25 protein-coding genes and 1 tRNA gene are annotated in these 26,621 nt (G+C 35.8%); 12 read left to right on the top strand and 14 right to left on the bottom strand.

What is annotated here, in order from left to right; translation table 11 throughout:
* Positions 1–339: 339 nt before the first annotated feature.
* The 3 genes from trpS to M0R21_01715 all read right to left on the bottom strand — a co-directional run bounded on the left by trpS (position 340) and on the right by M0R21_01715 (position 3,468).
* A complete protein-coding gene (trpS, locus tag M0R21_01725; GenBank protein ID MCK9616534.1) occupies positions 340–1,335 on the bottom strand; it encodes a tryptophan--tRNA ligase in 996 nt (331 codons plus the stop codon).
* A 12-nt stretch (positions 1,336–1,347) separates the two neighbouring features.
* Entirely contained in the window at positions 1,348–2,895 is a 1,548-nt protein-coding gene (locus M0R21_01720; protein MCK9616533.1) for an Rne/Rng family ribonuclease, read from the bottom strand.
* 288 nt (positions 2,896–3,183) lie between these two features.
* Complete coding sequence (locus tag M0R21_01715; protein ID MCK9616532.1) at positions 3,184–3,468, bottom strand: integration host factor subunit beta; 285 nt, start codon at positions 3,466–3,468, stop codon at positions 3,184–3,186.
* A 254-nt stretch (positions 3,469–3,722) separates the two neighbouring features.
* Here M0R21_01715 and M0R21_01710 point away from each other — a divergent pair, with 254 nt between their 5' ends.
* From M0R21_01710 to gldE, 3 genes are all read left to right on the top strand, one after another.
* Positions 3,723–4,676 carry an NUDIX domain-containing protein gene (locus M0R21_01710; protein MCK9616531.1) on the top strand — a complete coding sequence of 318 codons (954 nt, stop codon included), beginning with the start codon at positions 3,723–3,725 and terminating at the stop codon, positions 4,674–4,676.
* Between the two features lie 109 nt (positions 4,677–4,785).
* Positions 4,786–5,217, top strand: a complete 432-nt coding sequence (gene ssb / locus M0R21_01705) for a single-stranded DNA-binding protein (protein MCK9616530.1) — start codon at positions 4,786–4,788, stop codon at positions 5,215–5,217.
* A gap of 88 nt (positions 5,218–5,305) precedes the next feature.
* Positions 5,306–6,619, top strand: coding sequence for a gliding motility-associated protein GldE (gene gldE, locus M0R21_01700; protein ID MCK9616529.1), 1,314 nt, complete (start codon positions 5,306–5,308; stop codon positions 6,617–6,619).
* Between the two features lie 6 nt (positions 6,620–6,625).
* Here the strand turns inward: gldE and M0R21_01695 are convergent, their stop codons facing one another.
* The 7 genes from M0R21_01695 to M0R21_01665 all read right to left on the bottom strand — a co-directional run bounded on the left by M0R21_01695 (position 6,626) and on the right by M0R21_01665 (position 14,088).
* Positions 6,626–7,201 (bottom strand): UbiX family flavin prenyltransferase, encoded by a 576-nt coding sequence (locus M0R21_01695; protein MCK9616528.1) that lies wholly within the window; start codon positions 7,199–7,201, stop codon positions 6,626–6,628.
* 11 nt (positions 7,202–7,212) lie between these two features.
* Positions 7,213–7,821, bottom strand: coding sequence for a PorT family protein (locus M0R21_01690; GenBank protein ID MCK9616527.1), 609 nt, complete (start codon positions 7,819–7,821; stop codon positions 7,213–7,215).
* 214 nt (positions 7,822–8,035) lie between these two features.
* Positions 8,036–9,034 (bottom strand): ketoacyl-ACP synthase III, encoded by a 999-nt coding sequence (locus tag M0R21_01685; GenBank protein ID MCK9616526.1) that lies wholly within the window; start codon positions 9,032–9,034, stop codon positions 8,036–8,038.
* Between the two features lie 17 nt (positions 9,035–9,051).
* Positions 9,052–10,014: a phosphate acyltransferase PlsX gene (plsX, locus tag M0R21_01680; protein MCK9616525.1), complete on the bottom strand. Its 963-nt coding sequence runs from the start codon at positions 10,012–10,014 to the stop codon at positions 9,052–9,054.
* A gap of 33 nt (positions 10,015–10,047) precedes the next feature.
* On the bottom strand, positions 10,048–10,233 hold the full coding sequence (gene rpmF / locus M0R21_01675; protein ID MCK9616524.1) for a 50S ribosomal protein L32: 186 nt from the start codon (positions 10,231–10,233) through the stop codon (positions 10,048–10,050).
* A gap of 18 nt (positions 10,234–10,251) precedes the next feature.
* Positions 10,252–10,791, bottom strand: a complete 540-nt coding sequence (locus M0R21_01670; protein MCK9616523.1) for a DUF177 domain-containing protein — start codon at positions 10,789–10,791, stop codon at positions 10,252–10,254.
* Positions 10,792–10,851: 60 nt separating this feature from the next.
* On the bottom strand, positions 10,852–14,088 hold the full coding sequence (locus tag M0R21_01665) for an FAD-dependent oxidoreductase (protein MCK9616522.1): 3,237 nt from the start codon (positions 14,086–14,088) through the stop codon (positions 10,852–10,854).
* A 314-nt stretch (positions 14,089–14,402) separates the two neighbouring features.
* On the opposite strand from M0R21_01665, the gene M0R21_01660 reads away from it, so the two are divergent.
* From M0R21_01660 to M0R21_01645, 4 genes are all read left to right on the top strand, one after another.
* Positions 14,403–15,224, top strand: coding sequence for a glycogen/starch synthase (locus tag M0R21_01660; protein ID MCK9616521.1), 822 nt, complete (start codon positions 14,403–14,405; stop codon positions 15,222–15,224).
* A 32-nt stretch (positions 15,225–15,256) separates the two neighbouring features.
* Positions 15,257–16,567, top strand: a complete 1,311-nt coding sequence (locus tag M0R21_01655; protein ID MCK9616520.1) for a DUF4270 domain-containing protein — start codon at positions 15,257–15,259, stop codon at positions 16,565–16,567.
* A 117-nt stretch (positions 16,568–16,684) separates the two neighbouring features.
* Positions 16,685–18,523, top strand: a complete 1,839-nt coding sequence (glmS, locus tag M0R21_01650) for a glutamine--fructose-6-phosphate transaminase (isomerizing) (protein ID MCK9616519.1) — start codon at positions 16,685–16,687, stop codon at positions 18,521–18,523.
* 81 nt (positions 18,524–18,604) lie between these two features.
* Positions 18,605–19,897 (top strand): cysteate synthase, encoded by a 1,293-nt coding sequence (locus M0R21_01645; GenBank protein MCK9616518.1) that lies wholly within the window; start codon positions 18,605–18,607, stop codon positions 19,895–19,897.
* 227 nt (positions 19,898–20,124) lie between these two features.
* On the opposite strand, the gene M0R21_01640 is transcribed toward M0R21_01645, so the two are convergent.
* Positions 20,125–20,198 (bottom strand) — tRNA-Ala (locus M0R21_01640).
* Positions 20,199–20,353: 155 nt separating this feature from the next.
* On the opposite strand from M0R21_01640, the gene thpR reads away from it, so the two are divergent.
* Complete coding sequence (gene thpR, locus M0R21_01635) at positions 20,354–20,932, top strand: RNA 2',3'-cyclic phosphodiesterase (protein ID MCK9616517.1); 579 nt, start codon at positions 20,354–20,356, stop codon at positions 20,930–20,932.
* Here thpR and M0R21_01630 read toward each other — a convergent pair.
* Positions 20,886–21,242, bottom strand: a complete 357-nt coding sequence (locus M0R21_01630; protein ID MCK9616516.1) for a hypothetical protein — start codon at positions 21,240–21,242, stop codon at positions 20,886–20,888. The genes thpR and M0R21_01630 overlap by 47 nt on opposite strands.
* A gap of 129 nt (positions 21,243–21,371) precedes the next feature.
* Here M0R21_01630 and M0R21_01625 point away from each other — a divergent pair, with 129 nt between their 5' ends.
* From M0R21_01625 to M0R21_01615, 3 genes are read left to right on the top strand one after another with little or no spacing between them, the layout of a single operon-like run.
* Positions 21,372–21,944 carry a sigma-70 family RNA polymerase sigma factor gene (locus M0R21_01625; protein MCK9616515.1) on the top strand — a complete coding sequence of 191 codons (573 nt, stop codon included), beginning with the start codon at positions 21,372–21,374 and terminating at the stop codon, positions 21,942–21,944.
* Positions 21,945–21,954: 10 nt separating this feature from the next.
* Positions 21,955–22,395, top strand: a complete 441-nt coding sequence (locus tag M0R21_01620) for a hypothetical protein (protein ID MCK9616514.1) — start codon at positions 21,955–21,957, stop codon at positions 22,393–22,395.
* A 2-nt stretch (positions 22,396–22,397) separates the two neighbouring features.
* The gene (locus M0R21_01615; protein ID MCK9616513.1) at positions 22,398–23,276 is read left to right on the top strand and encodes a fructosamine kinase family protein; all 879 of its coding nucleotides are present in this window, start codon (positions 22,398–22,400) and stop codon (positions 23,274–23,276) included.
* Here M0R21_01615 and M0R21_01610 read toward each other — a convergent pair.
* Entirely contained in the window at positions 23,273–24,649 is a 1,377-nt protein-coding gene (locus M0R21_01610) for a lactate utilization protein (GenBank protein MCK9616512.1), read from the bottom strand. The two genes, M0R21_01615 and M0R21_01610, sit on opposite strands and share 4 nt — an antisense overlap.
* A 3-nt stretch (positions 24,650–24,652) precedes the next feature.
* A complete protein-coding gene (gene rpiB, locus M0R21_01605) occupies positions 24,653–25,093 on the bottom strand; it encodes a ribose 5-phosphate isomerase B (protein MCK9616511.1) in 441 nt (146 codons plus the stop codon).
* 517 nt (positions 25,094–25,610) lie between these two features.
* Between rpiB and nadA the strand changes: the two genes are divergently transcribed.
* The gene (gene nadA / locus M0R21_01600; GenBank protein MCK9616510.1) at positions 25,611–26,555 is read left to right on the top strand and encodes a quinolinate synthase NadA; all 945 of its coding nucleotides are present in this window, start codon (positions 25,611–25,613) and stop codon (positions 26,553–26,555) included.
* The last annotated feature ends 66 nt before the right edge of the window (positions 26,556–26,621 follow it).

The following is a 26,621-nucleotide window of genomic DNA, read 5'->3' as shown; positions in this document are numbered from 1 at the left end:
ATAAAAAGAAACGGAAATCAGCAAAAAATGCAGGGCTATTTCGGATGAAAAACCCTTTACAAAAATAATCTGAAATATGTTATATAATGTTCCGATAAACACAAGAAAAAAACCGAATGTTTCAAAATTTGAACGGCTAATGGAAATCAGAATAACGAGTAATATTATGAAAATAAGCAGTAACACAATTTTTACAAATCCATCCCAAAAATTATTCTCCAAAGAAAGATCGTTATTAACATTGTATAAAAAAGAAAAGCAATATATTATTATAGCAATTCTTAAAAACCATTCTGTAAATTGTACCAATGTTTTTCGTTGTGATGGCATGACATTGCATTAAAATGACTTAAACCCAATAATTGAACGCACATCTTTAATGGTTTGTGCAGCACTTACCCGAGCTTTTTCGGCGCCCATGGTTACTACTTTTCGAAGGTAGGATTTATTTGCCGATAATTCTGTAATTTTTTCTCTGAATGGTTGAGTAAATTTAATAATATCTTCGGCAAGTTGTTTTTTTAAATCTCCATAACGTATTTGGCATTTATTGTATAAATTATCGAAATATTCCACGGTTTCGGGAGTAGAAACAACTGATAAAAGAGTAAATAAATTTGCTATGGCATCTGGTTTTTTCTGGCACATTTGTACCGGACCGAAGTCGGTAACTGCCCTCATTACTTTTTTACGTATCATTTCAGGTGTATCGGAAAGGAAAATGGCATTCCCCTCTCCTTCCGATTTTCCCATTTTCCCGCCGCCATCCAAACCTGGTATTTTTACCAATGCTTCTCCAAAATTATATGCTTGGGGTTCCGGAAAATAATCTACTTTATACATTCTGTTAAAACGATTGGCAAAAGTCCGTGTCATTTCAAGGTGTTGCTCTTGGTCTTTGCCCACCGGCACTTTATGTGCCTTATGAATAATAATATCTGCAGCCATGAGGGTAGGATAAGTAAGCAGCCCGGCATTAATATTGTCTGGTTGCTTGCGAACTTTATCCTTGAACGAAGTTACGCGTTCCAGCTCTCCAAGGTAAGCATTCATGTTTAATAAAAGATAAAGCTCGGCAACTTCGGGAAGGTCACTTTGAATATACAGTGTCGTCTTTTCCGGATCCAGTCCGCAAGCTAAAAAATTAACTAATACTTTTTCTACGTTGCCATGTAGGTCGTTGGGAGTGGGGTGCGTCGTAAGCGAGTGATAATCTGCTATAAAAAAATAACAATAGTTTTCGTATTGCATTTTCACAAAATTCCTGATGGCTCCAAAATAATTCCCCAGATGTAAATCTCCGGTAGACCGTATTCCGCTAACTACTATTTCCATATAGCAATAAAATTACATTTTGATTTCGTCGTTGTTTTTATTGAAAAAATGATATTCCAAAAAATGATACGATTGCATACTGCCTATTGATATTGATTTCCCGTATTTTAAAAACCACTTCCACCTGATGGAAAAAATTCCCTTGGTAAGGTAAGCATGAATAAAGGGGTGGACATTGAGTTTTAGCTTTTTTTCATTTTGATCATGAATCAAATACCTGAGGTTATTTTCAATTTCATCGGTTAAAATAATACTGGGTTTTATTTCGCCGGTACCCTCGCACGAAGGACACTTTTCAACGATTTGCACATTGGTTTCCGGTCTTACCCTTTGTCTTGTAATTTGCACTAAACCGAATTTGCTGGGAGGCAAAATGGTATGTTTTGCCCGGTCTCTAGCCATTTCCTCTTTCAGTTTTTGGTAGAGTTTGCGGCGGTTTCCCGGTTCGTGCATATCAATAAAATCAATAACTATAATCCCGCCCATATCGCGAAGGCGTAATTGCCGAGCTGTTTCTATAGCCGCTTCGATGTTTACATCCAAAGCATTTACTTCCTGTGAATTTTGTGCATTCACCCTATGCCCACTGTTAACATCAATAACATGCAAAGCTTCAGTGTGTTCAATGATTAAATACACACCACTTTTGATAGTGATGATTTTACCAAAAGAATTTTTTATTTGTTTCTCTACTCCAAAGTGCTCGAAAATAGGAACTTTCCCTTTGTAAAGTTTTACAATATCCAATTTTTCGGATGCAATGGTTCGTATATAATTTTTTATTTCTTCGTATAGGACAATATCATTAACATGAATATTGTTAAAAGTTTCATTTAGTACATCACGAAGAATAGCCGAAGTACGAGCCATTTCGCTTATAACTTTTAACGGAGCTTTCGCACCGGGTAACTGTGTACTTATACTTTCCCATTTATTTAACAGGCTAATTAAATCTGCATCCAGGTCGGCGACCTTTTTATTTTCGGCAACAGTACGGATAATAATTCCGAAGTGTTTGGGTTTAATGCTTGTAATTAAACGTTTTAGTCTATTTCTCTCATCCAGACTTTTAATTTTCTGAGAAATAGAAATCCGGTTAGAAAAAGGAACAAGAACGAGAAAACGACCGGCAAAGGAAATTTCGGAAGTAACCCTGGGTCCTTTAGTCGAAATGGGTTCTTTAGCTATTTGCACCAGTATTTGTTGCCCCGGATTGAGTACTGATGAAATTTTCCCAGTTTTTTCAATGTCTGGTTCCAGATTAAAATTGGTTGCAAGATTGGGGGTTTTTCCGGCTAAAGCAATCCTGGTATACTTATTGAGTGAACTTATTTGCGGTCCCAGATCCAAATAATGCAAAAAAGCATCTTTTTCATGACCTACGTCAATAAAAGCGGCATTAAGTCCGGGCATAATTTTACGAACCTTCCCAAGATACACATCACCCACGGAAAAGCTATGATCATTTTTTTCCTTGTTTAACTCAACAAGGCATTTTTCTTCGAGCAATGCAACATTGACTTCGGAAGAATTTGAATCTATGATTAACTCCTTATTCAAAACAAATCAGTTTAATGAATGATTGCTACCAGCGAAATGCAGAGATAAAGTACCGGTGGGTTAAGGAGAACGGGAAACAAGGAGTATTAAAAGAGGGCGTCCAAAAAATACTCGACAATAATATGAAACCGAATACTTTTTGGACAGCCTCATCAAAAATTGGCGGTAAAGCCTATTTCTTCTTGTGTCTGTTTTTGCGCAGGCGCTTTTTACGCTTGTGCGTCGACATTTTGTGTCTTTTTCTTTTTTTACCGCTAGGCATGATACTAATTTTGTAAACGTAGAAAATTATTTAACTTTGTTTTTTACTTCAACAACAAAGGTTTTTGCCGGTTTAAATGCAGGAATATTATGTGCCGGAATAATAATGGTGGTGTTTTTTGAAATATTTCTTCCGGTTTTTTCAGCACGACGTTTAATTGTAAAGCTGCCAAAGCCTCTCAAATAAACGTTTTCGCCTTTTGATAATGAATCCTTTACAGAATCCATGAAGGATTCTACAACTGCTTGAACGGCTACTTTTTCTACGCCGGTTTTGCTAGCAATGTCTGCTACGATTTCTGCTTTTGTCATACTTCAAAGGTTTTTAAAGTTTTGAAAATAAAATTTTTAATATGGCTGCAAATATAATTCATTTTAATTCAATTAGAAAAAAAATATAAATTTTTTCACAAAAAATGATAAATCACCCCAATAAAATAACTTTCAGCAAAATACAAAACCTCATACTACACTGGTTTACTGAACATAAACGGGATTTCCCATGAAGAGATACTACTGACCCCTACAAAATATGGATTTCCGAAATTATACTCCAGCAAACCCGAATCAGCCAAGGTTTTGTATTTTACGAACGTTTTATTACCCGTTTCCCCACAATATTTCAATTGGCATCCGCCACTGAAGACGAAGTTTTGAAATATTGGCAAGGACTGGGGTACTATTCACGTGCAAAAAACATTCACCTGACAGCAAAAAAAATAGTTAATGAATTTCATGGTATTTTTCCTTCCACCTATAAAGAAATTCTTTCACTAAAAGGTGTGGGTAAATATACCGCTGCTGCCATAATATCGCTGGCTTATAATGTTCCGTATGCTACCGTGGATACCAATGTAATACGAATTATCAGCAGAATTTTTGGTGTAAAAACTCCTGTGGATACCGCAACGGGCATAGCACAAATTTACCTGCTTGCCGATAAGCTTTTGCTTAAAAGCGAACCTGGTATTTTTAATTCTGCATTGATGGATTTTGGCGCGCTCGTTTGTAAAAAGGTATCGCCACAATGTGTATCATGTCTCTTGCAAAATTATTGCAGTGCTTTTTTATCAAACGAAGTAAATACCCTTCCTCTTAAAAATAAAACCATTAACATAAAAAACAGATTTTTTCATTACCTGGTCTTTATCATTCCAAAAGAAAACTCCACTTACACCTTATTCGGAAAAAGAAATAAAAAAGATATCTGGAACGGATTATATGATTTTCCACTGATAGAAACTGAAATACCAGTATCTGTCAGACAATTACCTGAATATATAAACAAATTCGAAAAAGATAGTTCTTGGGTTGATTCTGTTATCGGACAATCCGAAATATTCAAGCATATACTTACCCATCAAATAATTAACGCTACATTTTACAAAATAACAGCAAGCGGAAACAACTTTTTTCCCGAAGCAAAAATGATAAATACTGAATTATTACAGAACTATCCTGTATCCAGTTTGATTAAAACTTTTTTAAGCAAATATGATCATTGGTTTTTTCATACTTAATCCTCTATTGTTAAACAGCTTTATAAAAAATATTTGCTTTTGGAAAAAGATTAGTCTATATTTGTAAATCTTTGTAAAAGTAAATTTGGTTTAATTAAATCTATGTACAATGGCATCTGGAGTAAACAAAGTAATTTTAGTGGGCAATCTGGGCAGGGACCCGGATATTCAAAACCTGGAAAATGGCGTTAAAAAGGCTACATTTTCTTTAGCAACGTCTGAAGTTATAAAAAACAAAGACGGAAGCAAAACAGCACAAACAGAATGGCATAATGTAGTATTATGGAGAGGTTTAGCTGAAATTGCCGAAAAATATCTTCTAAAAGGTAAACAGGTATATCTTGAAGGTAAAATCCGTACACGCTCATGGGAAGACAAAGATGGCAACAAACGGTATATTACCGAAATCATCGGCGAAAACCTTGTTCTTGTTGGAAGTCCGAAAAGCGAACATCCTGTGGTTGAAGGTTCGGTAATGAATGATGATTATAACAATCACGCCGGCAATACAAATCTGCCGGAAGATGATTTGCCATTTTAGTATATTGCAATTTATTGTTTACGCTTCCTTCTGTTTGACAATTTAAGGGAAGATTTTTTCGTAAAAAATAATTCTGATTCCAGAATTTATGAGTCTGGAGAGTATATATTCATACAATAATTTAACAAGTGTGGTTTCATTAGGCATTATTTTTCTTTTTATTCTTTTGCCCTTATTGTTATTTGCATCGGCTTTAATTTCGGCTTGTGAAGTTGCTTTTTTTTCACTTTCTCCCTCCCAACTAAAATCAATCAGAACCAACGAAAATCCAAAGGATGATGTCATCGTAAGACTGCTTGACAAACCTAAATTACTCCTGGCTACAATACTTATTTGTAATAATTTTATTAATATCACATTTGTAATTCTGTCCACTTTGCTGGGTTCTGAAATTTTCCACCTTGGAACCTATCCTGTTCTGGAGTTTATCGTTCAGGTTGTTATCATCACCTCTTTAATTTTACTTTTCGCAGAAATACTTCCTAAAGTTTTTGCTGCCAGGTATTCATTGCATGTTGCACATTTCATGGCACAACCGCTGCAAATACTCGTAAAAATAATATATCCCCTAAGTTGGTTGCTTGTTTCCTCTTCAAACCTTATTGACCACAGGCTGGTGAAAAAAGGAATAACCATTTCAAAAGACGAACTATCAAAAGCCATTGAACTTACCGCTGATGAAAACTCACCCGAAGGCGAAAGAAAAATGTTGGAAGGAATCGTTAAATTCGGTGATATTGAAGTTAAAGAAATTATGAAAGCCCGAATAGACGTAACTGCAATAAATACTGAATTATCCTTTGAAGAAGTTTTAAAGGTAATCCTTGATTCAGGGTATTCAAGAATACCCGTTTATACCGACTCGATTGACAACATTTCCGGAATTTTATACACCAAAGACTTATTGCCCTATCTTGATAAATCTCATGATAATATTTGGCTGTCGTTAGTTCGTCCCGCTTATTTTGTACCTGAAAACAAAAAAATTAATGACTTATTGAGTGATTTTCAGGAGAAAAAAATTCACATGGCAATAGTGGTGGATGAATATGGAGGCACCTCCGGAATTGTTACTTTTGAAGATATTATTGAGGAAATTGTCGGGGAAATCAGCGACGAGCTGGATACCGAAAACGATGAAATCCGTTACCAACAAATTGACGAAAACACTTATATTTTTGAAGCCAAAACCAGTTTAAACGATTTTTATAAAATTCTCAACATAAGTGATACGACATTTGATAAATACAAGGGGGATTCCGATACCTTAGCCGGTTTAATACTCGAACACAGCGGACAGATCCCTGAAAAAGGATTCAGCCTAAAAATTGATGAATATCTGTTTACTATAGAAGCATCGGATAAAAGACGGATAAAAAAGATCAAGGTTGTTTACGGATAAAATCTATCAATGCTCTTTGCTTCCCCAGGCGGAAATTTCCATATCGAAGCCAACATGCAGTAATACCCGGTCAATAATCGTAGCAACGAGTTCATCAATGTTTTGTGGACGGTTATAAAACGACGGAGATGCCGGAAAAATAATGCCACCTGCTTCGGTTACCGTTTTCATATTGTTGATATGTATAAGACTAAGCGGTGATTCGCGAGTAACCAGCAACAATTTTTTTCTTTCTTTCAGCATAACATCGGCAGCACGTGTTAACAAATCGCCCGAAGTGCCGGCAGCAATTCTTCCTAAGGTTCCCATGGAACATGGACATATTATCATGGCATCGTAGGATGAAGATCCTGACGCAAAGGGGGCAAAAAAATCGTCAGGTTCGTGTACAGTAAATGGTATGTTGGTAAATGCTTTGTTTTGTAGTTCGTATTCCCAAACCTGTTTTGCAGTAGAAGAAAAAATTACCCGGCAATCAGCAATTTGCGCAGTAAGTTGTTGTAATTTATTAAGCAACATTTGTCCGTAAACCGTGCCACTGGCTCCGGTTATTCCAACAATTATTTTCAACAGAAAACGCATACATCGAAATTTTAAAAATTGTAATGTAGGGTAAAGCTCAACACTTCGTTATACCTGCCTTTTTTAAGCCAGTAAGTATTTCCCGAACCTCTTTTTTGAACTGGGAAAAACAGGGTATTGGAATAGCGAACATTGGCACGCAAATGTTTTAACAAAGTATAATATAACCCTATATTAGCACCAATATCTGTTTTTTCAAACGGTGGATCTGAAATCACTTCCTCATAATTTTGTTCTTCATAATGGTGAATTAAGAATCCAATATAGGGACCTGCTTCGAAGATTATTTTTGAAGTAATGTCATATTTAACAAATAAAGGAAGTTCCATATAATTTATTCTTAATAAATATGAATCGGTAGAAGTAGAATCCGGAACCTTTCTGCTGCCTTTTTGCACATAATTTAATTCAAGTTGCAATGAAGTTTTTGTTGATAACCTTAAGTTGGTAAATGCGCCTAAATAAATTCCTGCTTTGCTTGGTCCATTAAATCTGTCGCCAGAAATTTCACTGGTACTAAGCCCAAACTGAAACCCGCCTCCAAATTTTTGTGCTTGTACATTTGGCATTAATAAAATGGTTAACAATATAATACCTAAAGAAAAAACCCTTTTTTTCATGTGTTTTTAATTCTTTAATTTATTGGTTACATCGCTTGTCCCGATAACTCTGGGAAATATCCATAAAATATCATCTTCGGTTTGTAGGAGCATTATTCTTATGGATATTTCATCTTGCAATTTTATCAAATAAATGCAAATGTATTGAATAAAAAAAGACCACCCTCATTGGGAGGGCAGTCTTCAACCAAAAAACCATGAAAACAATGAAAGATTACCGGGGATTGTATGCCCATTTCAGGTATATGGCACCCCAAGTAAATCCTGCTCCAAAGGTAGCAAGAATAATCTTATCTTCCTTATATAAATTTTTTTCCCATTCCCATAAACACAAAGGAAGTGTAGCAGCAGTGGTATTCCCATATTTCTGAATATTTATCATAACCTGGTCTTTGCTGATTTTCATCCTATTAGCTGTTGCTTCAATAATCCGCATATTTGCCTGATGGGGAACTAACCACGCAATATCTTCTGGTTTCAGATTGTGCCTGTTCATCATTTCAACGGCAACATCAGCCATTTTCGATACCGCCCATTTGAAAACCGGTTGTCCCTCCTGGTAAATATAATGCAATCGTGCATCAATAGTTTCGTGCGAAGGAGGAAGTACTGAGCCTCCTGCTTTCTGGTGTAAATGTATTTTTCCCGAGCCGTCGGTTTGCAGCAATGTGTCAATAATTCCTATATCCTCGAAGGTTGGTTCAAGCAGAACTGCACCAGCGCCATCTCCAAAAATTGGGCAGGTAGCACGATCGCTATAGTCAACGATAGAAGACATTTTCTCTGCTCCGACAACAATTACTTTTTTATTGGTACCGCATTCCACAAATTTGGAAGCAGTGGTAAGGGCATATAAAAAACCCGAACAACCGGCATTTAAATCGTAGCTAAAGGCATTTTTAATACCACACTTTTCGCTGATAATGTTGGCTGTAGCCGGAAACTGCATATCGGGGGTTACGGTAGCGCAAATCAGCAAATCTATTTCTTCCGGCTGAACTCCGGTTTTTTTAAGCAAGTCCTTTACCGCTTTACTTCCCAAATCAGAGGTTCCTTTTCCCTCTCCTTTCAAGATTCTTCTTTCCTTGATACCAATCCGGGTCATTATCCATTCATCGGATGTGTCCACCATTCGGCTGAGTTCGTCATTTTTCAGGATATATTCCGGCAGGTAGGCTCCCACTCCGGTAATAGCTGCTTTAATCGTTCTCATATTTAAATTATTAAATACTACACTTCGTTGGTATCGTTGTAGTTTTGAATGGCATTTTTAATTTTTTGGGGAAGTTTTGCCATATATACTTCTTTAGAAAGCAAAATCATGTTTTTTATCGCAATATCGTTTGAGATTCCATGTCCTAAAATTATAGGAGCATTTATTCCCAGTAAGGGTGTTCCTCCATAATTTTCATAATTAAATCTCTTAAAATAATCATCAGAAAAGCCTCTTTTAACCATCAGACGGTACATTGCTTCGACGCTTTTGAGGACGATATTTCCGGTAAATCCATCGCAAACGATAACATCTGCTTTGCTTTTAAAAAGATCTCTGCCTTCAACATTACCTATAAAATTAAAATCTTTGGAATTGTACATTAATTTGAATGCAGATTGGCAGGTTATATTGCCCTTTTCTTCCTCTTCTCCGATGTTGAGCAATGCTACCCTGGGTTGAGAAATTTTATAAACATATTGCGAAAATAATGAACCCAGTAAAGCAAATTGGTACAGTATATCTGGTTTCACATCAGGGTTTGTGCCTATATCAAGTAGAATGCTTGTTTTACCGTTTTCCTGAGGCAAAATTGCGGAAGTGCAAGGTCGGATGACCCCCTGAACGGTATTAACACTAAAAATGGATCCTACAAGCATCGCACCGCTACTTCCGGCACTGGCAAAAGAATCAATTTTTTTATTTTTAAGAAGGTGAAAACCAACGCCAATACTTGAGTGTGGCTTTTTAAGCAACGCTTTTGTTGGGTGTTCTCCCATACTTATTACATCTGGAGCATGAGCAATAATGAAATTATCAGGTGCATAATTTTCATGATGCAATATTTCTACGATAATTTTTTCATCTCCGATAAGTATAATTTTGTCGGTTGCAGGCAATTGCTTGTGAGCAAGAATTGCACCAGCAATGGTTGCGTTAGGAGCAAAATCACCTCCCATTACATCTAAACCGATTTTCATGGAAGCATTTTTTAATAAATGAATATGCTATATTTAAGCAGTTGCTTCTTTCTCAATAGCTAATTTCCCTTTATAATAACCGCATTCGGGGCAAACCCTGTGATAAAGAACAGATGCGCCACAATTTGAACAAACAATAATCGTAGGTGCTTCTGCTTTGTAATGCGTGCGTCTTTTTGCGCTTCTTGTTTTTGAAAACCTGTGTTTTGGATTTGGCATGGTTCTTAAATATTATTATTAATTATTATTTTCTTGTTCATTATTAATCAGTTTTTTCAGCGAATCCCACCGGGGATCGGGTTGTTGCCGGGGAGCCATTTCTTCAATTTTTTTAATCATTTCCGGGTTGCACTTGCTATTTCCATATTCATCTTCAGGATGAACAACACGAAACGGTAGCATCAAACTGATATACTCATAAAGCAATCCGCTTAAATCTAATTTGTATTCTGTTTCGCTTATTATCAAAATATCTTCTTCTGTATTTTCTGGTGTGGTCTCCCCTATTTTAACAATAAGCCTTTCTTTGCCCTGAATGGGATATGCAAAAAGTTCTGCACAACGATTGCATATCACTTCAATTTCACCCGATATGTGAAAATCGAGAATAAACATTCGTTCATGCTTGTCGAAGTCAAGATGCACTTTTATGTTACCATTCCGAATTTCGGAATATTCAATTTGGTCAAAGAACCTTTGGTCAATTTCAAAATCAAATGGATGTAAGCCTAAACTTAACCCACTGAATTGGACTACGAAACCGTTTATGTAATCCATCTTCATATTTTTGAAAATAGGGGGGCAAAATTAAAAATTAATATTATGAATAACAAATATTTATTTAAAAGCGCTTTCCAGCAGCCCGTCGCCTTGCAGTTTAAGTCTTTCAAAATAAGTGGGAATTTCTTTTCCCGTGAGTTTGTCAACATACATTTTTGCAAGGTATTGACTTAACATAAACCCATGTCCACGTAAACCGAGGAATAATCCGAGTTCGGGGTCAATGTACATGCGGGGTTCAACATAATAACCAGCCCATACCGCCTGGAAACCCACCGAAGAAAGTTTTGGAAACCAGTTGACAAATATTTCGGCAGAAATTTCGAGGAACTCTTTGGAATTGATTTTTAAATTTTTATCTGCTTCCAAAGGCTCTACAGCCGGTGAAGCACAGCCTATTATTTGACCTGTTTCGCCTAATTGTTGTCCATAAACGGCACTAAAACCTTTGTATTTCCGACGGTCAATTATCATGTCGAGTGGACTTCCGTTTATGCCCATCATGGGTAAGCGCCGGGTAATAAACGCTTGATGTTTTATCGAGTACAATCCTGTTTCTATGCCTAATTTCCGGGCAAAAATTTCGCCTCCGGCTCCCATTGCATTTACAAAAATTTCGCTCTGGTATTCCACATACTCTTTGTTATGGTTTTGTATGAGTATGTAATAGGTAGAGTTTTCTTTTTTTACATCTATCAACTTACAATCTTCAAGGATTTGACCTCCATTATCCAAACCTATTCGGCGAATCAGGTCAATTACCTTGCCTGGAGTTGCTTGCCAGCAATCACGGGTTATTAAAGCCGACAAATAAGTCTCATTGAGTTTCGGGTTAATAAAAGGTGAAATTTCTTTTGAAAAATCACGGGGTTCAACCATGTAGGCATCCGACCAGGAGCAGGATTCTTCAAGAGATTTGTAAGTGGGTGCGTCGTGCGCAAAAGTTACATACCGGGTATTGCGAAAATTAATATTGTGAATTTTTTGTAATTCGGCGAATATTTCATGGTTTTTGCGGGCTATTTCTGCTATTTCAGGCAAGCTGAAGGCTGGTCGTCCACCGGCAATATTTCGCCACGAAGAACCTCTTTCAAAATTAATCATTATAGGTTTTAATCTGGCTTCGGAAAGATACCGGAAAAGAGCGCTTCCTCCAATTCCTCCTCCTGCAACAAAAGATTGCACGATTTCCTTTTTAATTTCTTTTCCAATTAGATAGGGAATAATTTTATCTTTTTCTGTTCTCGGAAACAATTCGCCTAATGATAATTGATTGGAGAGAGGACCTCTCGGTGTAGCCTCCCCCACTATCGAAATACCTGAGCCAATCAAAGTTTGTTTTAGTCTTTTTATACATCTTTTTCCCCTACAGGCACCCATACCCAAACGGGTGGTATGCTTTATTTCATCAACAGAAATAAATTTTCTATCAGTGATGGTATCTAAAATTTCTGTTAGTGTAACATCGTCGCAATGACAAACATAGGGATTGGCATTGTATTGGTATTGGGTAGGAATCATTTCGATAGGCTTGGGATATTGTTTTTTTACAATAAATCCTCTTATCTGCAAAAGATCTTTCCCGTGGATATCCAGGGCTTTTATCCTGGCTATATTTGTTTTATTTGGTTTATAAAGAATTTTTTCAATTATTCCTTCTCCCAGCTTTTTACCATAGTTATCCACCAGGTAAACTTCCGCTTTTTCCGAGGCTTCGTATTCAATGGGAAGAAACAACCAGTCTTTATTTACAGCATATCCAAAAATTGCAAGCCCGGGACATTGGTAAACGCAATCCATGCACCCTATGCATTTGTCAAAATCAATTTGCGGAACTGTACTCGTAGAGGTTTTGGTGATGGCGCCATGTGGACAGGCAAATTCGCAGGGATTACAGGCAAAACCATACAGACAGTCAATCTGAACAAATGGTTTACTTTTTATTCTTTCATCAGAAGGACAGAAAGGTATATCTATCACCTTTAAAGGATGCTGTTGCGAATCAATATATTCTTTTGAAAGTGCAAGATAATCATCATACAAATAATGTTCATCCAATGCTTCCAGAATTTCGTAGGCAACCTGTTTGCCTCTTAAAACAGCACTTGTGCCTTCTCCTATTCTTAAAGCATCGCCCGCACCGTAACAATTTCTTCCAAAAACTTCATTACCTTTTATCAATAACTGGTCATCTGGAACCAAACCGGTACAAATATTAATGGCATCTATTCCTTCAATTATTTTTTCCGTGCCTGGTATGGGTTTAAAATTTTCACATTCAGCAACCACGGCTCCAATTATTCCATCATGATCAGCATTGGGAATAGCTTTAAGCAAAATATGGGATGTTAAAATTGGGATGCCGAGTCTTCGTACCCTGTTTGCCTGCACCGGAAAACCTCCTTCTGTTAGCTGGGCTTCTATGATGGCTTTTACATGAGCACCAGCTTGCATCAGTTGGTAAGATGTAAGGTATCCTATATTTCCTGCACCTACGGTGAGTACATTTTTACCCAAAAGGGTAAATTCAGTATTCATCATTTTCTGTACAACGGCTGCTGTATATACCCCCGGCAGATCATCATTTTCAAAAGTTGGCATAAATGGCACTGCGCCTGTTGATATTACAAGGTATTGTGCTTCTATATAAAATATTTCGTTGGTTTTAATGTTTTTAATTGCCAGTTTTTTCCCTTCCAAAATATCCCAAACAGTAGAATTCAAAAATATTCCGTTCAAGTCTTTTCCTGCTAAAGTTTGGGCAATTTCAAAACCGCGCATACCGCCAAATTTTTTTTCTTTTTCGAAAAAGAAAAATTGATGCGTTTGCATATTAAACTGCCCGCCAATTTTTGAATTATTGTCAATTACAATATTATCAATCTTATGCCGATTCAGTTCTTCTCTTACAGCAAGACCCGCAGGTCCTGCGCCAATTATCGTTACGGTAGTTTTATAAATTTTTACCGGCTCGTTTTTACCCACCTCAATAATATTGGGGATAAAGTTTTTGGGTATTTCACTTACATTTTTTATACCATCAACGGTGGTAATACATATGCGTTTTATTTCACCATCAACAAGCATTTCGCATGCACCACATTTCCCAATTCCACATTCGAGGCTACGCTCCCGGTTAGAAAGACTGTGGCTGTGTACAGGGTATCCTGCCTGGTGCAGTGCTGCAGCAATGGTAAAACCTTTTTCACCCATTATTTTTTTTCCGTTGAAAAGAAAAGTGGTTTTTTCGGTTACAGGAACATCAAGTATGGGATGTTTTTCGATTTTATGCATGATAATTGATTTATTATCAGAATAATATAATTAAATTCGTTTTTTCTCTCAGAAAAATCGGTGGCAAAATTATCATTTATTAAGTTTTAAACGGGAAAAGGGTTCTGAAAAATTTTTCTTTTGTACCAGCATCGCTTTTTCACAAATTTAAGTCTGTTTTCACAAATACTTTTCCCTCATCCGGATATCATTATAGAACAAACAGATATACACACTATTTTTACTTATCTTGCGTTTTACTAATGATTTAAAAATGAATTGCAAATTATTTTTAGTATTTTTGCAAATTATTTTATATAAAGTAGGAAAAAAGCATGGAAAAAACCAGGATATTATTTGTAACCCAGGAAATTACACCTTACCTACCGGAGAGTAATATGGGAACCATTTGCCGGTATTTGCCACAAGCGGTACAGGAAAATGGAAAAGAAATCAGGACTTTTATGCCCCGGTTTGGAAACATTAACGAAAGGAGAAATCAACTGCATGAAGTAATCCGTCTTTCGGGTATGAACCTGATAATTGACAATACAGACCATCCTCTTATCATCAAAGTTGCTTCAATTCAAAGTGCCCGGATGCAAATTTATTTCATTGACAATGAAGATTATTTTCAAAGAAAATTTATTTTTCACGACAAAAACCAGAAGTTTTTTAAAGATAATGATGAACGGGCTATTTTCTTTGTTCGCGGAGTGCTTGAAACGGTTAAAAAATTAGGTTGGTCGCCCGATATTATTCACTGTCATGGCTGGATGACCAGTTTATTGCCTTTGTATGTTAAACGTGCCTACAGGGATAACCCTCTTTTTGCAGAAACAAAAGTGATTTATTCTGTTTATGATGATGCTTTCGAGGGAAACATGAGCAAAGATTTTTCCCAGAAAATTAAAATGGAAGGAATAACAAATAAAGATCTCAAATACTATAAAAAATCAAACTTCGTTAGTTTAATGCAAAGTGCTATTGACTATTCTGACGGTTTAATAATTAGTTGTGAAACAATAAATGCGGAAGTGTCTGATTATCTAACCAATTCAAGAAAACCTTTTTTGCCCTATCAGCCCATTGATAACTTTATTGAAAAATATTCCAATTTTTATAATGAAATCCTGACGAAAGAGACTATTGATTAAAACAAAAACTGAACTTTTTAATTTGTACTCACGTGAACATCAGAACAAAGCTTGTATTATTGACGATTATAACCACTTTCCTGTTTCAATCCTGCAAAAAAGAACCTTCTGAACTTGGATTGGATATTACTCCTGCTGGCGATCAATTGAATTTTGAATATTGCGATACGCTCACTATTGATGCCAGAACCATATTAGATGACTCGATTCGTACTGACGAAACGTCACCTGTAATTTTAGGTTCGTTTTACGACCCAGAGTTCGGAAAAACTACAGCCAGCATCTACACACAGTTGCGGTTAAAATCAACAGATATTAGCTTTGGCGAAAATCCCACATTGGATTCTATTGTTTTAAAACTGCAATACGATGGGATTTATGGCGAAACAAATACACCACAGCATTTTACCGTTTATGAACTTTCCGGCAACCTTATAAAAGATACCGCTTATTATTCCAATCAGACAAAACCGCATTACGACCAGGCAATTGGCAATGTCACTTTTTTTCCACACCCATACGACAGCGTAAAAATTGATACCATAAACTATGCACCCCATTTACGAATCCGCTTATCTGACGAATTTGGCAATAAATTTATCCATGCTGCTGACAGTATTTTCCTCAATAATGAAGCCTTTCTGAGATTTTTAAAGGGTATATGTATATTTTCTGATCCTGTAAATACAATAGGAAAAGGAGCTATGCTGTATTTTAATCTGCTGAACCCACAAAGCGAAATGGTGCTTTATTATCAAAATGATAGCGCTAATTCATTGAAACAAAATTTTGTAATAAACCAATATGCTGCCTTTTTCACTCATTTTGATCACTATGGATATGCTCATGCCTCCAATGAACTTAAGGCGCAACTTGCCGGAGATTCTGTTGCAGCACAGAGAAAACTCTACCTGCAATCAATGGGTGGTACTAAGGTTAAATTCCGTATCCCCTACCTGTTACAATTAGCTAAGTCAGGAAAAATAGTTATTAACCAGGCAGAACTTGTTGTAAAAGCTGACATGCCAACATTTGGGGGAAGCAAATATTTATCAGCCCCACCATCATTGACATTAAGAAAAAATCTCAACGATACAAGCATGAGTGTACTTATTGACGAGACAGAAGGAAGTGGCTATTTTGGCGGTACTTTAAACAATAAAAATGAATATCGCTTTCGCATAACCCGTTATGTACAATCCATGTTTGAAGAGGATGCTGAACCAAATCAGGAGCTGTTTTTGTTCACCCGAAATAAAGCGTACCGTGTTATGATTAACGGCAGAACTACTCCGGTTGACAGGTTACGTCTGCAGATATTTTATACCCATCTGAAAAATTAACCCAAAGCGAATACTTCGGAAATTACCACGATTTTAACGTATATTAACAGCGAATATACATTTGCATTATAATAATGCAAGCATATTTTATAACTTTGCATTATTAAATTTGTTGTTATGTGTGGAATTGTTGCCTATTTAGGACCCCGGCAAGCACAGCCTATCCTTATGAAAGGATTGCATCGCTTGGAATACAGAGGATACGACAGTGCCGGAATTGCTGTAATCAACGGTAATCTGAAACTTTTTAAAAGCCAGGGAAAAGTTCAGGAGTTAGAAGAACTTATTAAAGATAAAGACGTAAGTGGAACTATCGGAATAGCACATACACGCTGGGCAACCCACGGGGAACCCAATACAATAAATGCACATCCCCATTTCTCTCCTTCCAAAAAAATGGCTATTATACATAATGGCATCATCGAAAATTATGCTTCCCTGAAAAAAGAACTGGAAAAAAGAGGATCTGTTTTTACCAGCAAGACGGATACCGAAGTTTTAATTCACCTTATCGAAGATATACAGGTAAATGAAAAGGTTATGTTGGAAGAAGCCTTCCGGATGGCTTTATCGCAGGTGGTTGGAGCTTATGCCATTGTAGTAATATCTGAAGATTACCCGGATATGTTACTTGCTGCCAAAAAAGGAAGCCCCTTGGTTGTTGGTATTGGTAAAGATGAATACTTTGTAGCTTCTGATGCCACGCCTATAATAGAATATACAAATAATGTGGTTTATCTGAACGAGGAAGAAATTGCCATCGTCCGGCGTAACAAACCTCTTAAGATTAAAACCATTGCCAATAAGGATAAAACACCTTATATCCAGCATCTGGAAATAAACCTCAGTGCATTGGAAAGAGAAGGATATCCGCATTTTATGCTGAAAGAAATTTATGAACAGCCCCGTTCTATTCAGGATAGTATGCGCGGAAGAATACATTCACAACAAGGTTTTGTACAATTAGGCGGTATTGCCGAATTTGAACAAAAGATAATGAATGCGGAACGTATCGTTTTCATTGCATGTGGAACTTCCTGGCACGCGGCACTTGTTGGAGAGTATCTGTTTGAAGAACTGGCACGCGTTCCGGTAGAAGTAGAATACGCATCGGAATTCAGGTATCGTAATCCCATCATATGTGAAAAAGATGTGGTGATTGCCATATCACAATCGGGAGAAACCGCTGATACCCTGGCTGCTATTGAACTTGCCAAATCCAAAGGAGCTACCATTATAGGTATATGCAATGTAGTGGGATCTTCTATTGCCCGTGCAACGCATGCAGGCAGTTATACCCATGCAGGACCGGAAATCGGAGTTGCTTCTACCAAAGCTTTTACTGCACAAGTAACCGTACTTACCCTCATGGCTTTATCCATTGCACACAAAAGCGGAACCATTTCCCGCTCCCACTTTCAGCAGCTCATCAACGAATTGGAAAACATTCCCCAAAAGGTGGAAAAAACGCTATTGGTAAATGACCAGATTGTTGAACTTTCGAAAATCCTTAAAGATTCCACTAATGCTCTTTACCTGGGACGTGGTTATAATTTCCCGGTAGCACTGGAGGGCGCACTTAAACTCAAGGAAATCTCTTATATTCACGCCGAGGGCTATCCTGCTGCTGAAATGAAACATGGTCCTATCGCTTTGATTGATAAAAATATGCCTGTTGTTGTAATTGCAACTAAACATGGTATTTACGAAAAGGTGGTTTCGAATATAGAAGAAATAAAAGCAAGAAAAGGGATAATCATTGCCATCGTTACCGAGGGCGATACTCAGGTAAAAAACCTTGTAGACTATTCTATCGAAATCCCAGAAACAGAAGAAATGCTGGTTCCATTACTGGCAACCATTCCGCTTCAGCTTTTGGCTTATCATATTGCTGTAATGCGCGGTAACAATGTAGATCAGCCGAGGAATCTTGCAAAATCGGTAACAGTAGAATAATTTGTTAAAAAATTCACCCTGTTTTTTTAGTTTTACTGCCGGATTATTCAATAGTCAAATCTTTGACTTATAAGGAAAGTTATGTCAGAACATTTTACTAAAACACTATACACCCTGCAATCTGTACTTAGTGGTAAAGAATTTGAAGATGCAGGTTGGTGTCTGGATGCAGAAAAGGAAGAAAAACCTTCACTCATCAGAACAAATTATCAAAAGAAACAATTAAACACGGTAAACGAATTTTCTGGTTTATACAAATTTGCCGACTGGCTTCCAGTGAACAGGATACTGAACGGATCGTGTGCTCCGGTTACCTATAAAAGCATAGGGCTTGCAAATTCGTTGGGATTAAATAATTTATATATCACTTTCAGCGGATATTGGCCTGAAATGGGTGCATTAATGAAGACCTGTTCTTTTAAAGAAACGGAAGCTTACTCCGTATGTGCCCGCTTGAATTCAAATAATGATAAAATCTTGGTGGTAGCCTCGGCAGGAAATACCGCAAGGGCTTTCGCAAAGGTTTGTTCAGACAATCAAATACCACTTTTACTTTGCATGCCCCAAGATTCTCTGGATGCCATGTGGTTCGACGAGCCGGTAAGCGAATGTGTAAAACTAATAGTTACCCGTAGTGGCAGCGATTACTTCGATGCCATTAACTTATCCAACCTTGTGTGTGCACACACAAAATTTTTGCCTGAAGGCGGGGCAAAAAATGTGGCTCGCCGCGACGGAATGGCTACCACAGTGTTATCGGCGGTTACACACATAGGTCAAATCCCGGATTATTATTTCCAAGCAGTAGGAAGCGGAACTGGAGGTATTGCCGCATGGGAAGCCAACCAGCGGCTGATAGGCGATGGACGTTTCGGAAACAAGAAGATGAAACTGATGGTTTCACAAAACCTTCCGTTTGTACCCATTTACGAAGCTTGGAAAGCTGATTCGAGAAATATTCTTCCGATGGAAGATAGCATTGCCCGAAAACAGATCCGGAAAATAAAGGCAAAAGTGCTTTCGAACCGTAAACCACCTTACGGAGTTACCGGGGGATTGTTTGATGCACTAAAAGATACCAATGGAGATGTTATTGCCATTACCAACAGGGAAACAACCATTGCAGCTAAGTTGTTTGCCAAAACCGAAGGAATAGATATTCACCCGGCAGCAGCAGTAGCTACGGCTTCACTGATGAAGAATATAAAAGAGCTTAAGATAGAAGAAGATGCTATTGTAATGCTTAATATAACCGGGGGTGGGGAGCACCTTTTCAAAGCAAATAAGAAGTTGTTTTATCTGCAGCCCCACCATGTATTCGATATTGATGCAACCAAAGAAGATATTTGCCAATGGATTGAAAGCAAATACTAACTTTCGTTCATAAATGTCTGTAAGCAGATTTTTTAATAAATTTCAAACGGTTTACATTCAACTAATTACACAACTATCTAAACATAAATAAAAAAAATGTAAAATAAGTACAATAGTTATTAATTGTGCTTCAAAACCCCGATCTCCTAAAAGCCATTAAACTGTTGGAGGCTGCGAAAAAGCCATCTATAAACTGTTAATTTACGAGTGGCATTCATTAAAAATTGTGGAGTATAGGGGAGTCGAACCCCTGACCTCTTGACTGCCAGTCAAACGCTCTAGCCAACTGAGCTAATACCCCAAGAAAATTGCAGATTTTTGATTTAAGATTGGGGATCCTTTTTATCTTCGTTTCTCAAAAATCAAACAGACTGCAAAAATAAACAATTTTTATTTTCGGCAAAATAATAATAACAACTTCAAGTAACCTAATAATTAACAACTTAATACCCATTTATGAAACGTCTCTTCGCAGCTATAAAAATTCATCCTTCCCAGCAATTTTTAAGTATTTACGATCAACTTATAAGAGACTTTCGTCACGACAATATTAAATTTGTAGAAAGAGAAAACATTCACATCACCCTGAAATTCTTTGGTGAAACAGACGAACAGAAAATTCCGGCTATTTGCAAAATTTTTATGAATGTTGTGGCAAAAAATTCTTCTTTTATCTTAAAAATAAACCGAACAGGTATTTTCGGCAGTTCGTACCAGCCTAAAGTTATATGGTTTGGAATTGACGAAAATCCTTTGTTGCAAAAATTATTCTGGAATATCGCGGAAGAATTGCAAAACATCGGTTATGAAACCGACAGGCAAAATTTTGTTCCCCACCTTACCATTGGCAGAATCCGTTACATTACCGATAAAAAGCTGTTTCAGCAAACCTTAGAAAAATATAAAACAGTCTGTTTGCAGGATGCCTTCGTAAATAGTTTTACTCTTTACGAAAGCATTCTCAGGCGCGAAGGTCCTTTATACAAGATTATTGAACATTTTGATTTTCTTGATTCTTCTGCTGCTCTGTCATAATTTTTTTCCCAAGTACATAATTAAGAACCAAGGCAATGCCACCTCCCAGGCAAATCATAGAAAAAAAAGCTTGATCGGGGTTAATTGTAGTTGTTTCCACAAGAATACTGCCGATTAACACGCCGGTTCCGATGCCAATGAGCACTAAACCTAATTTTAAGGCAGCCAACGTAGGATTTTCTTTTTTCTCCCATTCCATCGGATTCAACCCTTTTTCAATTGCAGCCATTCTTTCCTTTCTTCTAATAGCTAAACGTACTATTCCATAAACCGTTACAAAAAATGCTGTTGTTATTAAAAACCCTTCCATAATTGATAATTTAATAAGTTAATATTTGTCTTCCTGCTTTTATTGACGCAGATTATATCACAAGGTTACATTTTGGAAAAATTTTATTACCTTGTAACCCATTTTCCATTTGTGCGTCTAATAATCCGGATGAAGTACGAAGACGACAATTTTTATATAAGCAAAGTTGTTAATGGTGATGTTTCTTCTTTTGCTTATCTGATAGAAAAACACAAAGATTTGGTTTTTACTATCGCATATAAAATTGTGAAAAACCGTGAGGATGCCGAAGAAATTTCTCAGGATTCATTTTTAAAAATTTTCCGTTCTTTGTCATCTTTTAAAGGAGAAGCAAAATTTGCTACATGGCTATACCGCATCGTGTACAATACAGCCATTTCAAAAACCCGGAAAAAAGCATTGGAATGGACTGTGCTGGACGATACTATTATCAACAATTTTACCGAGGATGAAATCAGTATTAATGTTGATTATTTATCTGATGACGAACAATTCAAATTTATGAATAGGGCAATAAATGAACTTCCGGACAATGAAAGTCTGCTGCTTACTCTATTTTATAAAAACAACAATACTATTGAAGAAATTGCCGAAATTACAGGATTAAGTTCTTCAAATGTTAAAGTGAAACTTCACAGGATACGAAAAAAGCTATATGATAGTATTTGTGAAATTACACAAAATAAAATGACAGTATATTAATAACAGAACTATGAAAAAACAGGAATTTATCAAGGACCCTTTGATCCGGAAAGTTTGTGAAAATAAAATAAATGAATCTCCTTCGATGGATTTTACAGTTTCTCTTATGGAAAAAATTCATCAGCTTCCCGTAACGGAAAAAATAGAAACAAAACACTTATCAGACATACTGAAATGGATATTTTTATCCCTATTCCTTTTTGTCGGCTGCATTTTTTTCATTCTCTTCGATTTCAGGACATTTGAATTCCGTGATATTGTGCTGAACTTTTCATTTCTGAATAATATTTCCGTTGCAATTACTAATTGGGTTCATCAAATTAATAAGCTTCTTAATTTTTTACGTCAGTTTTCAGTTGTTGTACCCTTTCTTATTGCGATACCCTTCCTTATCGGATTTGATAAATTAATTAATAAACCCCAAACCGGAAAAATGTATTCAATATTCTGAGAATGGTACCCCATGCAATAGAAGAAAAGATTCTTGTCTTTTTTAAAAAAAATATTAGTCCTTCTATTTCTTTTATCGGAAGCTATAGTTTACAGGGAGGTTGTATTAACGAAGCCGTTTGCTTCCAAACCAATTATAAAAAATATTTTCTTAAATGGAATTCCGTAAATCGTTATCCTGAAATGTTTGCATCAGAAGCAAAAGGATTAACCCAATTAAATGAAACAGGAATAATAACAGTTCCGCAAGTTATTTTTCAAAGTAATACATGGGATCATTCTTTTCTTTTACTTGAATTTATTGAATCGGTTGAAAGGGTTAAAAACTTTTGGGATGATTTTGGAATTGCCTTAGCTTGCCTTCACCGGGTTTCTGATTCTCATTTTGGGCTTGATAACAGTAATTACATTGGTTCATTGGTTCAAAAAAATAATAAACATGATAACTGGATAGATTTTTTTATAACTGAAAGGTTGGATTTTCAGTTACAACTTGCACTAAAAAATGATAATGTACCTAAAAAAATAGCTAATAAGTTCGAACGATTATATAATAAACTACATGAAATATTTCCTATTGAACCACCGGCACTATTGCATGGAGATTTGTGGAATGGTAATTTTATGGTAGATTCCAAGGGGAAAGCTTGTATTTTTGATCCGGCAATTTATTTCGGGCATCGGGAAATGGATTTAGCAATGAGCCTTCTGTTTGGAGGGTTTTCTCCTGTTTTTTACGAATCCTACAATTCTGTATATCCCTTAGAAAAAGGTTGGAAACAAAGAATGGATATTTGTAATCTGTATCCCTTGCTTGTTCATGTAAATTTGTTCGGTGGAAGCTACTTATCTTCTATAGAAACAATTCTTGACAAATATTAATTGCTTTTCTTTTCCATCCAGAGCTGATTAAAATTTTTTGGAGGAAAAATGGGCAATGATCTTCTTCGACCCCATGTTTTTGCAAAAAAACGGGTAAATAGTTTGTTTTTAACACCTGCTCCGGTATTCATCAATTTTCTACTTAACAATACTTTTTTCATACCAAACATCAAGATTTTTTCTGAAGTTTTGTTGTAATGTTGTTTCACAGAAAGGTCGCGATTATATAAAAGTAATTCGTGGAGATTAATTTTCATTGGACATACTTCGGTGCATCTGCCACAAAGCGAGGAAGCAAAACTTAAATGTTTATAATCGTCCATACCTCTGAGGTGTGGTGAAATTACTGATCCTATTGGGCCGCTGTAAGTAGTATTATAAACATATCCACCTATACTCCGGTAAATAGGACATGCATTAACGCAGGCTCCGCAACGGATACACGACATTGCTCTGCGCTGTTTTATATGAGAAAGAACTTCTGAACGGTTATTATCAAGTAAAATAACATACATGCTTTCGGGACCATCTGATTCTTCATCCTGTTTTGGTCCGCTTATAATGGAATTATACACTGTAAGTTTTTGCCCCGTACCATGCGTGGAAAGCAGTGGCCAAAAAAGACTAAGGTCTTTAATTGAAGGTATCACTTTTTCTATTCCAGTAACTACGATATGCACTTTTGGAAAAGCAATGGACATCACTCCGTTTCCTTCATTTTCGGTCAATGCAACCGCACCTATATCAGCAATGATAAAGTTGCCTCCAGTGATTCCTATATCCGATGTATAAAATTTTTCCCGCAATAATTGTCTTACAAATACAGTAATTTCTTCCGGTTTACTTTGAGGATTTAACCCGTATTTTTTATGAAATAATTCTGCTATATCCTCTTTTGATTTATGCATAGCTGGAGTAAGTAAATGGTAAGGTTTTTCACCGGCTATCTGCACGATAAATTCTCCTAAATCGGTTTCAAGGGATTCTATTTTATTTTTTTCAAGATTTTCATTCAATTCAAGTTCTTCACTTATCATTGACTTTGATTTTACCACATGTTTCGCATGATGACGTTTCATGATGAATAAAATCTCTTTTACTGCATCTTCTGCATCGATTGCCCAAATTACCTTTCCGCCTCTTTTCTCAAAATTCAGTTCGAATTCTATTAAATACTTATCCAGTTCATTAATTACTTTATGTTTTATATGTGCCGCTCTTTTTTTAGCAGTTTCTAAATTACTATATTGTTTTTTCCCATTTACGACCGCCAAATCATATTTTGAAATATTAAAATCAAGCTTTTTTCGGTGGTTACTATCAAAAGCTTTTTCTTCAGCTTCTTTTAAAAATTTTTCGTACAATTCTGCCATTGTTTATCTTAATATTTGATTAATTTTTTCCACCCTTCTCGTATGTCTTCCTCCTTCAAAAGCTGTATTTAAAAACTTTTCTACTATATTCCACCCTGATAAATTACTTATAAACCGGGCAGGGAGGGCAATAATATTTGCATCATTATGCAGCCTAGCAAGTTCGGCAATTTTTTCGTTCCAACAAAGAGCACTGCGTACGTTTTTGTATTTATTTGCCGTAATATTTACTCCATTACCACTTCCGCAGATAAGTATGGCTTTATTCACTTCTCCATTATCCACTGCGAAAGCAACTTTATGTGCAAAATCCGGATAATCTACACTTTCCATTGAAAATGTGCCTTTATCTATTACTATAAACCCTTTATTTTTAAGTTTTTCAATAAGAAATTCTTTAAGTATAAATCCGGCATGATCACTACCTATTGCTAAAACATTCATTTTTTCATCCATTGTTAATAACTAAAAATCTCACAAATTTAAATCAAATTTAAGCTACTTATTTATAATTATGAGTTTAAATGTTTTTATAAACATTTTTATATATCCACTTTCCGTTTACCTTTTTTATTTTCAACCTTTTAATTTTATTAACAATATTTTGTGTATATCTGTGTAATTTTGTTACAAATTTCTAAAAAGTATTACGTTTTATACTTTATTTGTCTATCTTTATTTAAAATACCATTGTTATCATTACTTATCATTATTAAAACAGGAGTATTCAACAATTTAAAACACTACTTTAAAAATAATTTTTCAACAATAACAATCGTTAAATTACATTGTTAATAACATACAATAACCATTTAATCAAAAATTTATTAAAAAAATAGCTGTTAATAACCCGTTGATGAAAATAGAAAAAGTTTATTTCAAAATAATTTTAAAAAAAGTTACCAACGTTACTAACAGAATATATAATAATAATAAACTTTTATAATGATATATATTATTTATGAAAAACAATCTCAGAGATAAAATACTTCGACTGAAAGAAGAAAAAAACGCTGTAATTCTGGCGCATTATTATCAAGTTCCAGAAATACAAGACTTAGCTGATTATATAGGTGATAGTTTGCAACTTTCACAAAATGCTGTGGAAACGGATGCAAATATAATTTTATTTGCGGGAGTACACTTTATGGCGGAGACAGCAAAAATTTTAAACCCGACAAAAAAGGTAATAATGCCTGATTTAAATGCAGGCTGTTCGCTGGCAGATAGTTGTCAGGCAGAAGATTTACAACAATTTATTAATAATTATCCAGGACATAAGGTAATATCCTACATCAACTGTTCATCAGCAGTAAAGACTTTGTCGGATGTAATTTGTACATCGAGCAACGCAATAAAGATAGTGGAATCGTTTCCTGTTGATCAGCAATTGATATTTGCACCAGATAAAAACTTAGGTGGATATATTAATAATTTAACTGGCAGAAATATGGTGCTTTGGAACGGGAGTTGTGAGGTACATGATATTTTATCAACTGAAAAAGTGATACAGTTAAAAGCAGAAAATCCAGATGCAAAATTAATTGCTCATCCTGAATGTAAAGCGCAAATACTTGTGTTAGCAGATTTTATTGGTTCAACTACCGCTTTATTAAATTATACTATGAAAAATGAGGCTAAACAGTTTATTGTCGCTACAGAAACCGGGATTATTCACCAGATGAAAAAAGCTTCGCCGGAAAAAGAGTTTATTTTGGTGCCGAAAGATGAAACTTGTGCTTGTAATGATTGTCCTTACATGAAAATGAATACCATGGAAAAATTATATCTTGCACTGAAAAATGAAACTCCTGAAATTTTAATGAATGAAGAGTTAATGAATAAGGCGAGAATACCCATTCAGCGGATGCTTGATATATCTAAAAAGGCAAATATTATAAAGTGAGAAATAAGAGTTAAAAATGAAGAAGTGATGATTAAATATCCGACATTTGAAATTAAAAATTAAATA

Source organism: Lentimicrobiaceae bacterium, assembly GCA_023227965.1.
Lineage (GTDB): Bacteria > Bacteroidota > Bacteroidia > Bacteroidales > JALOCA01 > JALOCA01.
The sequence above is the reverse complement of the archived record's forward strand: the minus strand, read 5'-3'. Positions and strand labels throughout refer to the sequence as shown.

Excerpts from the sequence above, each read along its gene's own strand:
- trpS (MCK9616534.1), bottom strand. The coding sequence starts at position 1,335 with ATGGAAATAGTAGTTAGCGGAATACGGTCTACCGGAGATTTACATCTG.
- M0R21_01715 (MCK9616532.1), bottom strand. The coding sequence starts at position 3,468 with ATGACAAAAGCAGAAATCGTAGCAGACATTGCTAGCAAAACCGGCGTA.
- ssb (MCK9616530.1), top strand. The coding sequence starts at position 4,786 with ATGGCATCTGGAGTAAACAAAGTAATTTTAGTGGGCAATCTGGGCAGG.
- gldE (MCK9616529.1), top strand. The coding sequence starts at position 5,306 with ATGAGTCTGGAGAGTATATATTCATACAATAATTTAACAAGTGTGGTT.
- M0R21_01695 (MCK9616528.1), bottom strand. The coding sequence starts at position 7,201 with ATGCGTTTTCTGTTGAAAATAATTGTTGGAATAACCGGAGCCAGTGGC.
- M0R21_01690 (MCK9616527.1), bottom strand. The coding sequence starts at position 7,821 with ATGAAAAAAAGGGTTTTTTCTTTAGGTATTATATTGTTAACCATTTTA.
- M0R21_01685 (MCK9616526.1), bottom strand. The coding sequence starts at position 9,034 with ATGAGAACGATTAAAGCAGCTATTACCGGAGTGGGAGCCTACCTGCCG.
- plsX (MCK9616525.1), bottom strand. The coding sequence starts at position 10,014 with ATGAAAATCGGTTTAGATGTAATGGGAGGTGATTTTGCTCCTAACGCA.
- rpmF (MCK9616524.1), bottom strand. The coding sequence starts at position 10,233 with ATGCCAAATCCAAAACACAGGTTTTCAAAAACAAGAAGCGCAAAAAGA.
- M0R21_01670 (MCK9616523.1), bottom strand. The coding sequence starts at position 10,791 with ATGGATTACATAAACGGTTTCGTAGTCCAATTCAGTGGGTTAAGTTTA.
- M0R21_01665 (MCK9616522.1), bottom strand. The coding sequence starts at position 14,088 with ATGCATAAAATCGAAAAACATCCCATACTTGATGTTCCTGTAACCGAA.
- M0R21_01660 (MCK9616521.1), top strand. The coding sequence starts at position 14,403 with ATGGAAAAAACCAGGATATTATTTGTAACCCAGGAAATTACACCTTAC.
- glmS (MCK9616519.1), top strand. The coding sequence starts at position 16,685 with ATGTGTGGAATTGTTGCCTATTTAGGACCCCGGCAAGCACAGCCTATC.
- M0R21_01645 (MCK9616518.1), top strand. The coding sequence starts at position 18,605 with ATGTCAGAACATTTTACTAAAACACTATACACCCTGCAATCTGTACTT.
- thpR (MCK9616517.1), top strand. The coding sequence starts at position 20,354 with ATGAAACGTCTCTTCGCAGCTATAAAAATTCATCCTTCCCAGCAATTT.
- M0R21_01630 (MCK9616516.1), bottom strand. The coding sequence starts at position 21,242 with ATGGAAGGGTTTTTAATAACAACAGCATTTTTTGTAACGGTTTATGGA.
- M0R21_01625 (MCK9616515.1), top strand. The coding sequence starts at position 21,372 with ATGAAGTACGAAGACGACAATTTTTATATAAGCAAAGTTGTTAATGGT.
- M0R21_01620 (MCK9616514.1), top strand. The coding sequence starts at position 21,955 with ATGAAAAAACAGGAATTTATCAAGGACCCTTTGATCCGGAAAGTTTGT.
- M0R21_01615 (MCK9616513.1), top strand. The coding sequence starts at position 22,398 with ATGGTACCCCATGCAATAGAAGAAAAGATTCTTGTCTTTTTTAAAAAA.
- M0R21_01610 (MCK9616512.1), bottom strand. The coding sequence starts at position 24,649 with ATGGCAGAATTGTACGAAAAATTTTTAAAAGAAGCTGAAGAAAAAGCT.
- rpiB (MCK9616511.1), bottom strand. The coding sequence starts at position 25,093 with ATGAATGTTTTAGCAATAGGTAGTGATCATGCCGGATTTATACTTAAA.
- nadA (MCK9616510.1), top strand. The coding sequence starts at position 25,611 with ATGAAAAACAATCTCAGAGATAAAATACTTCGACTGAAAGAAGAAAAA.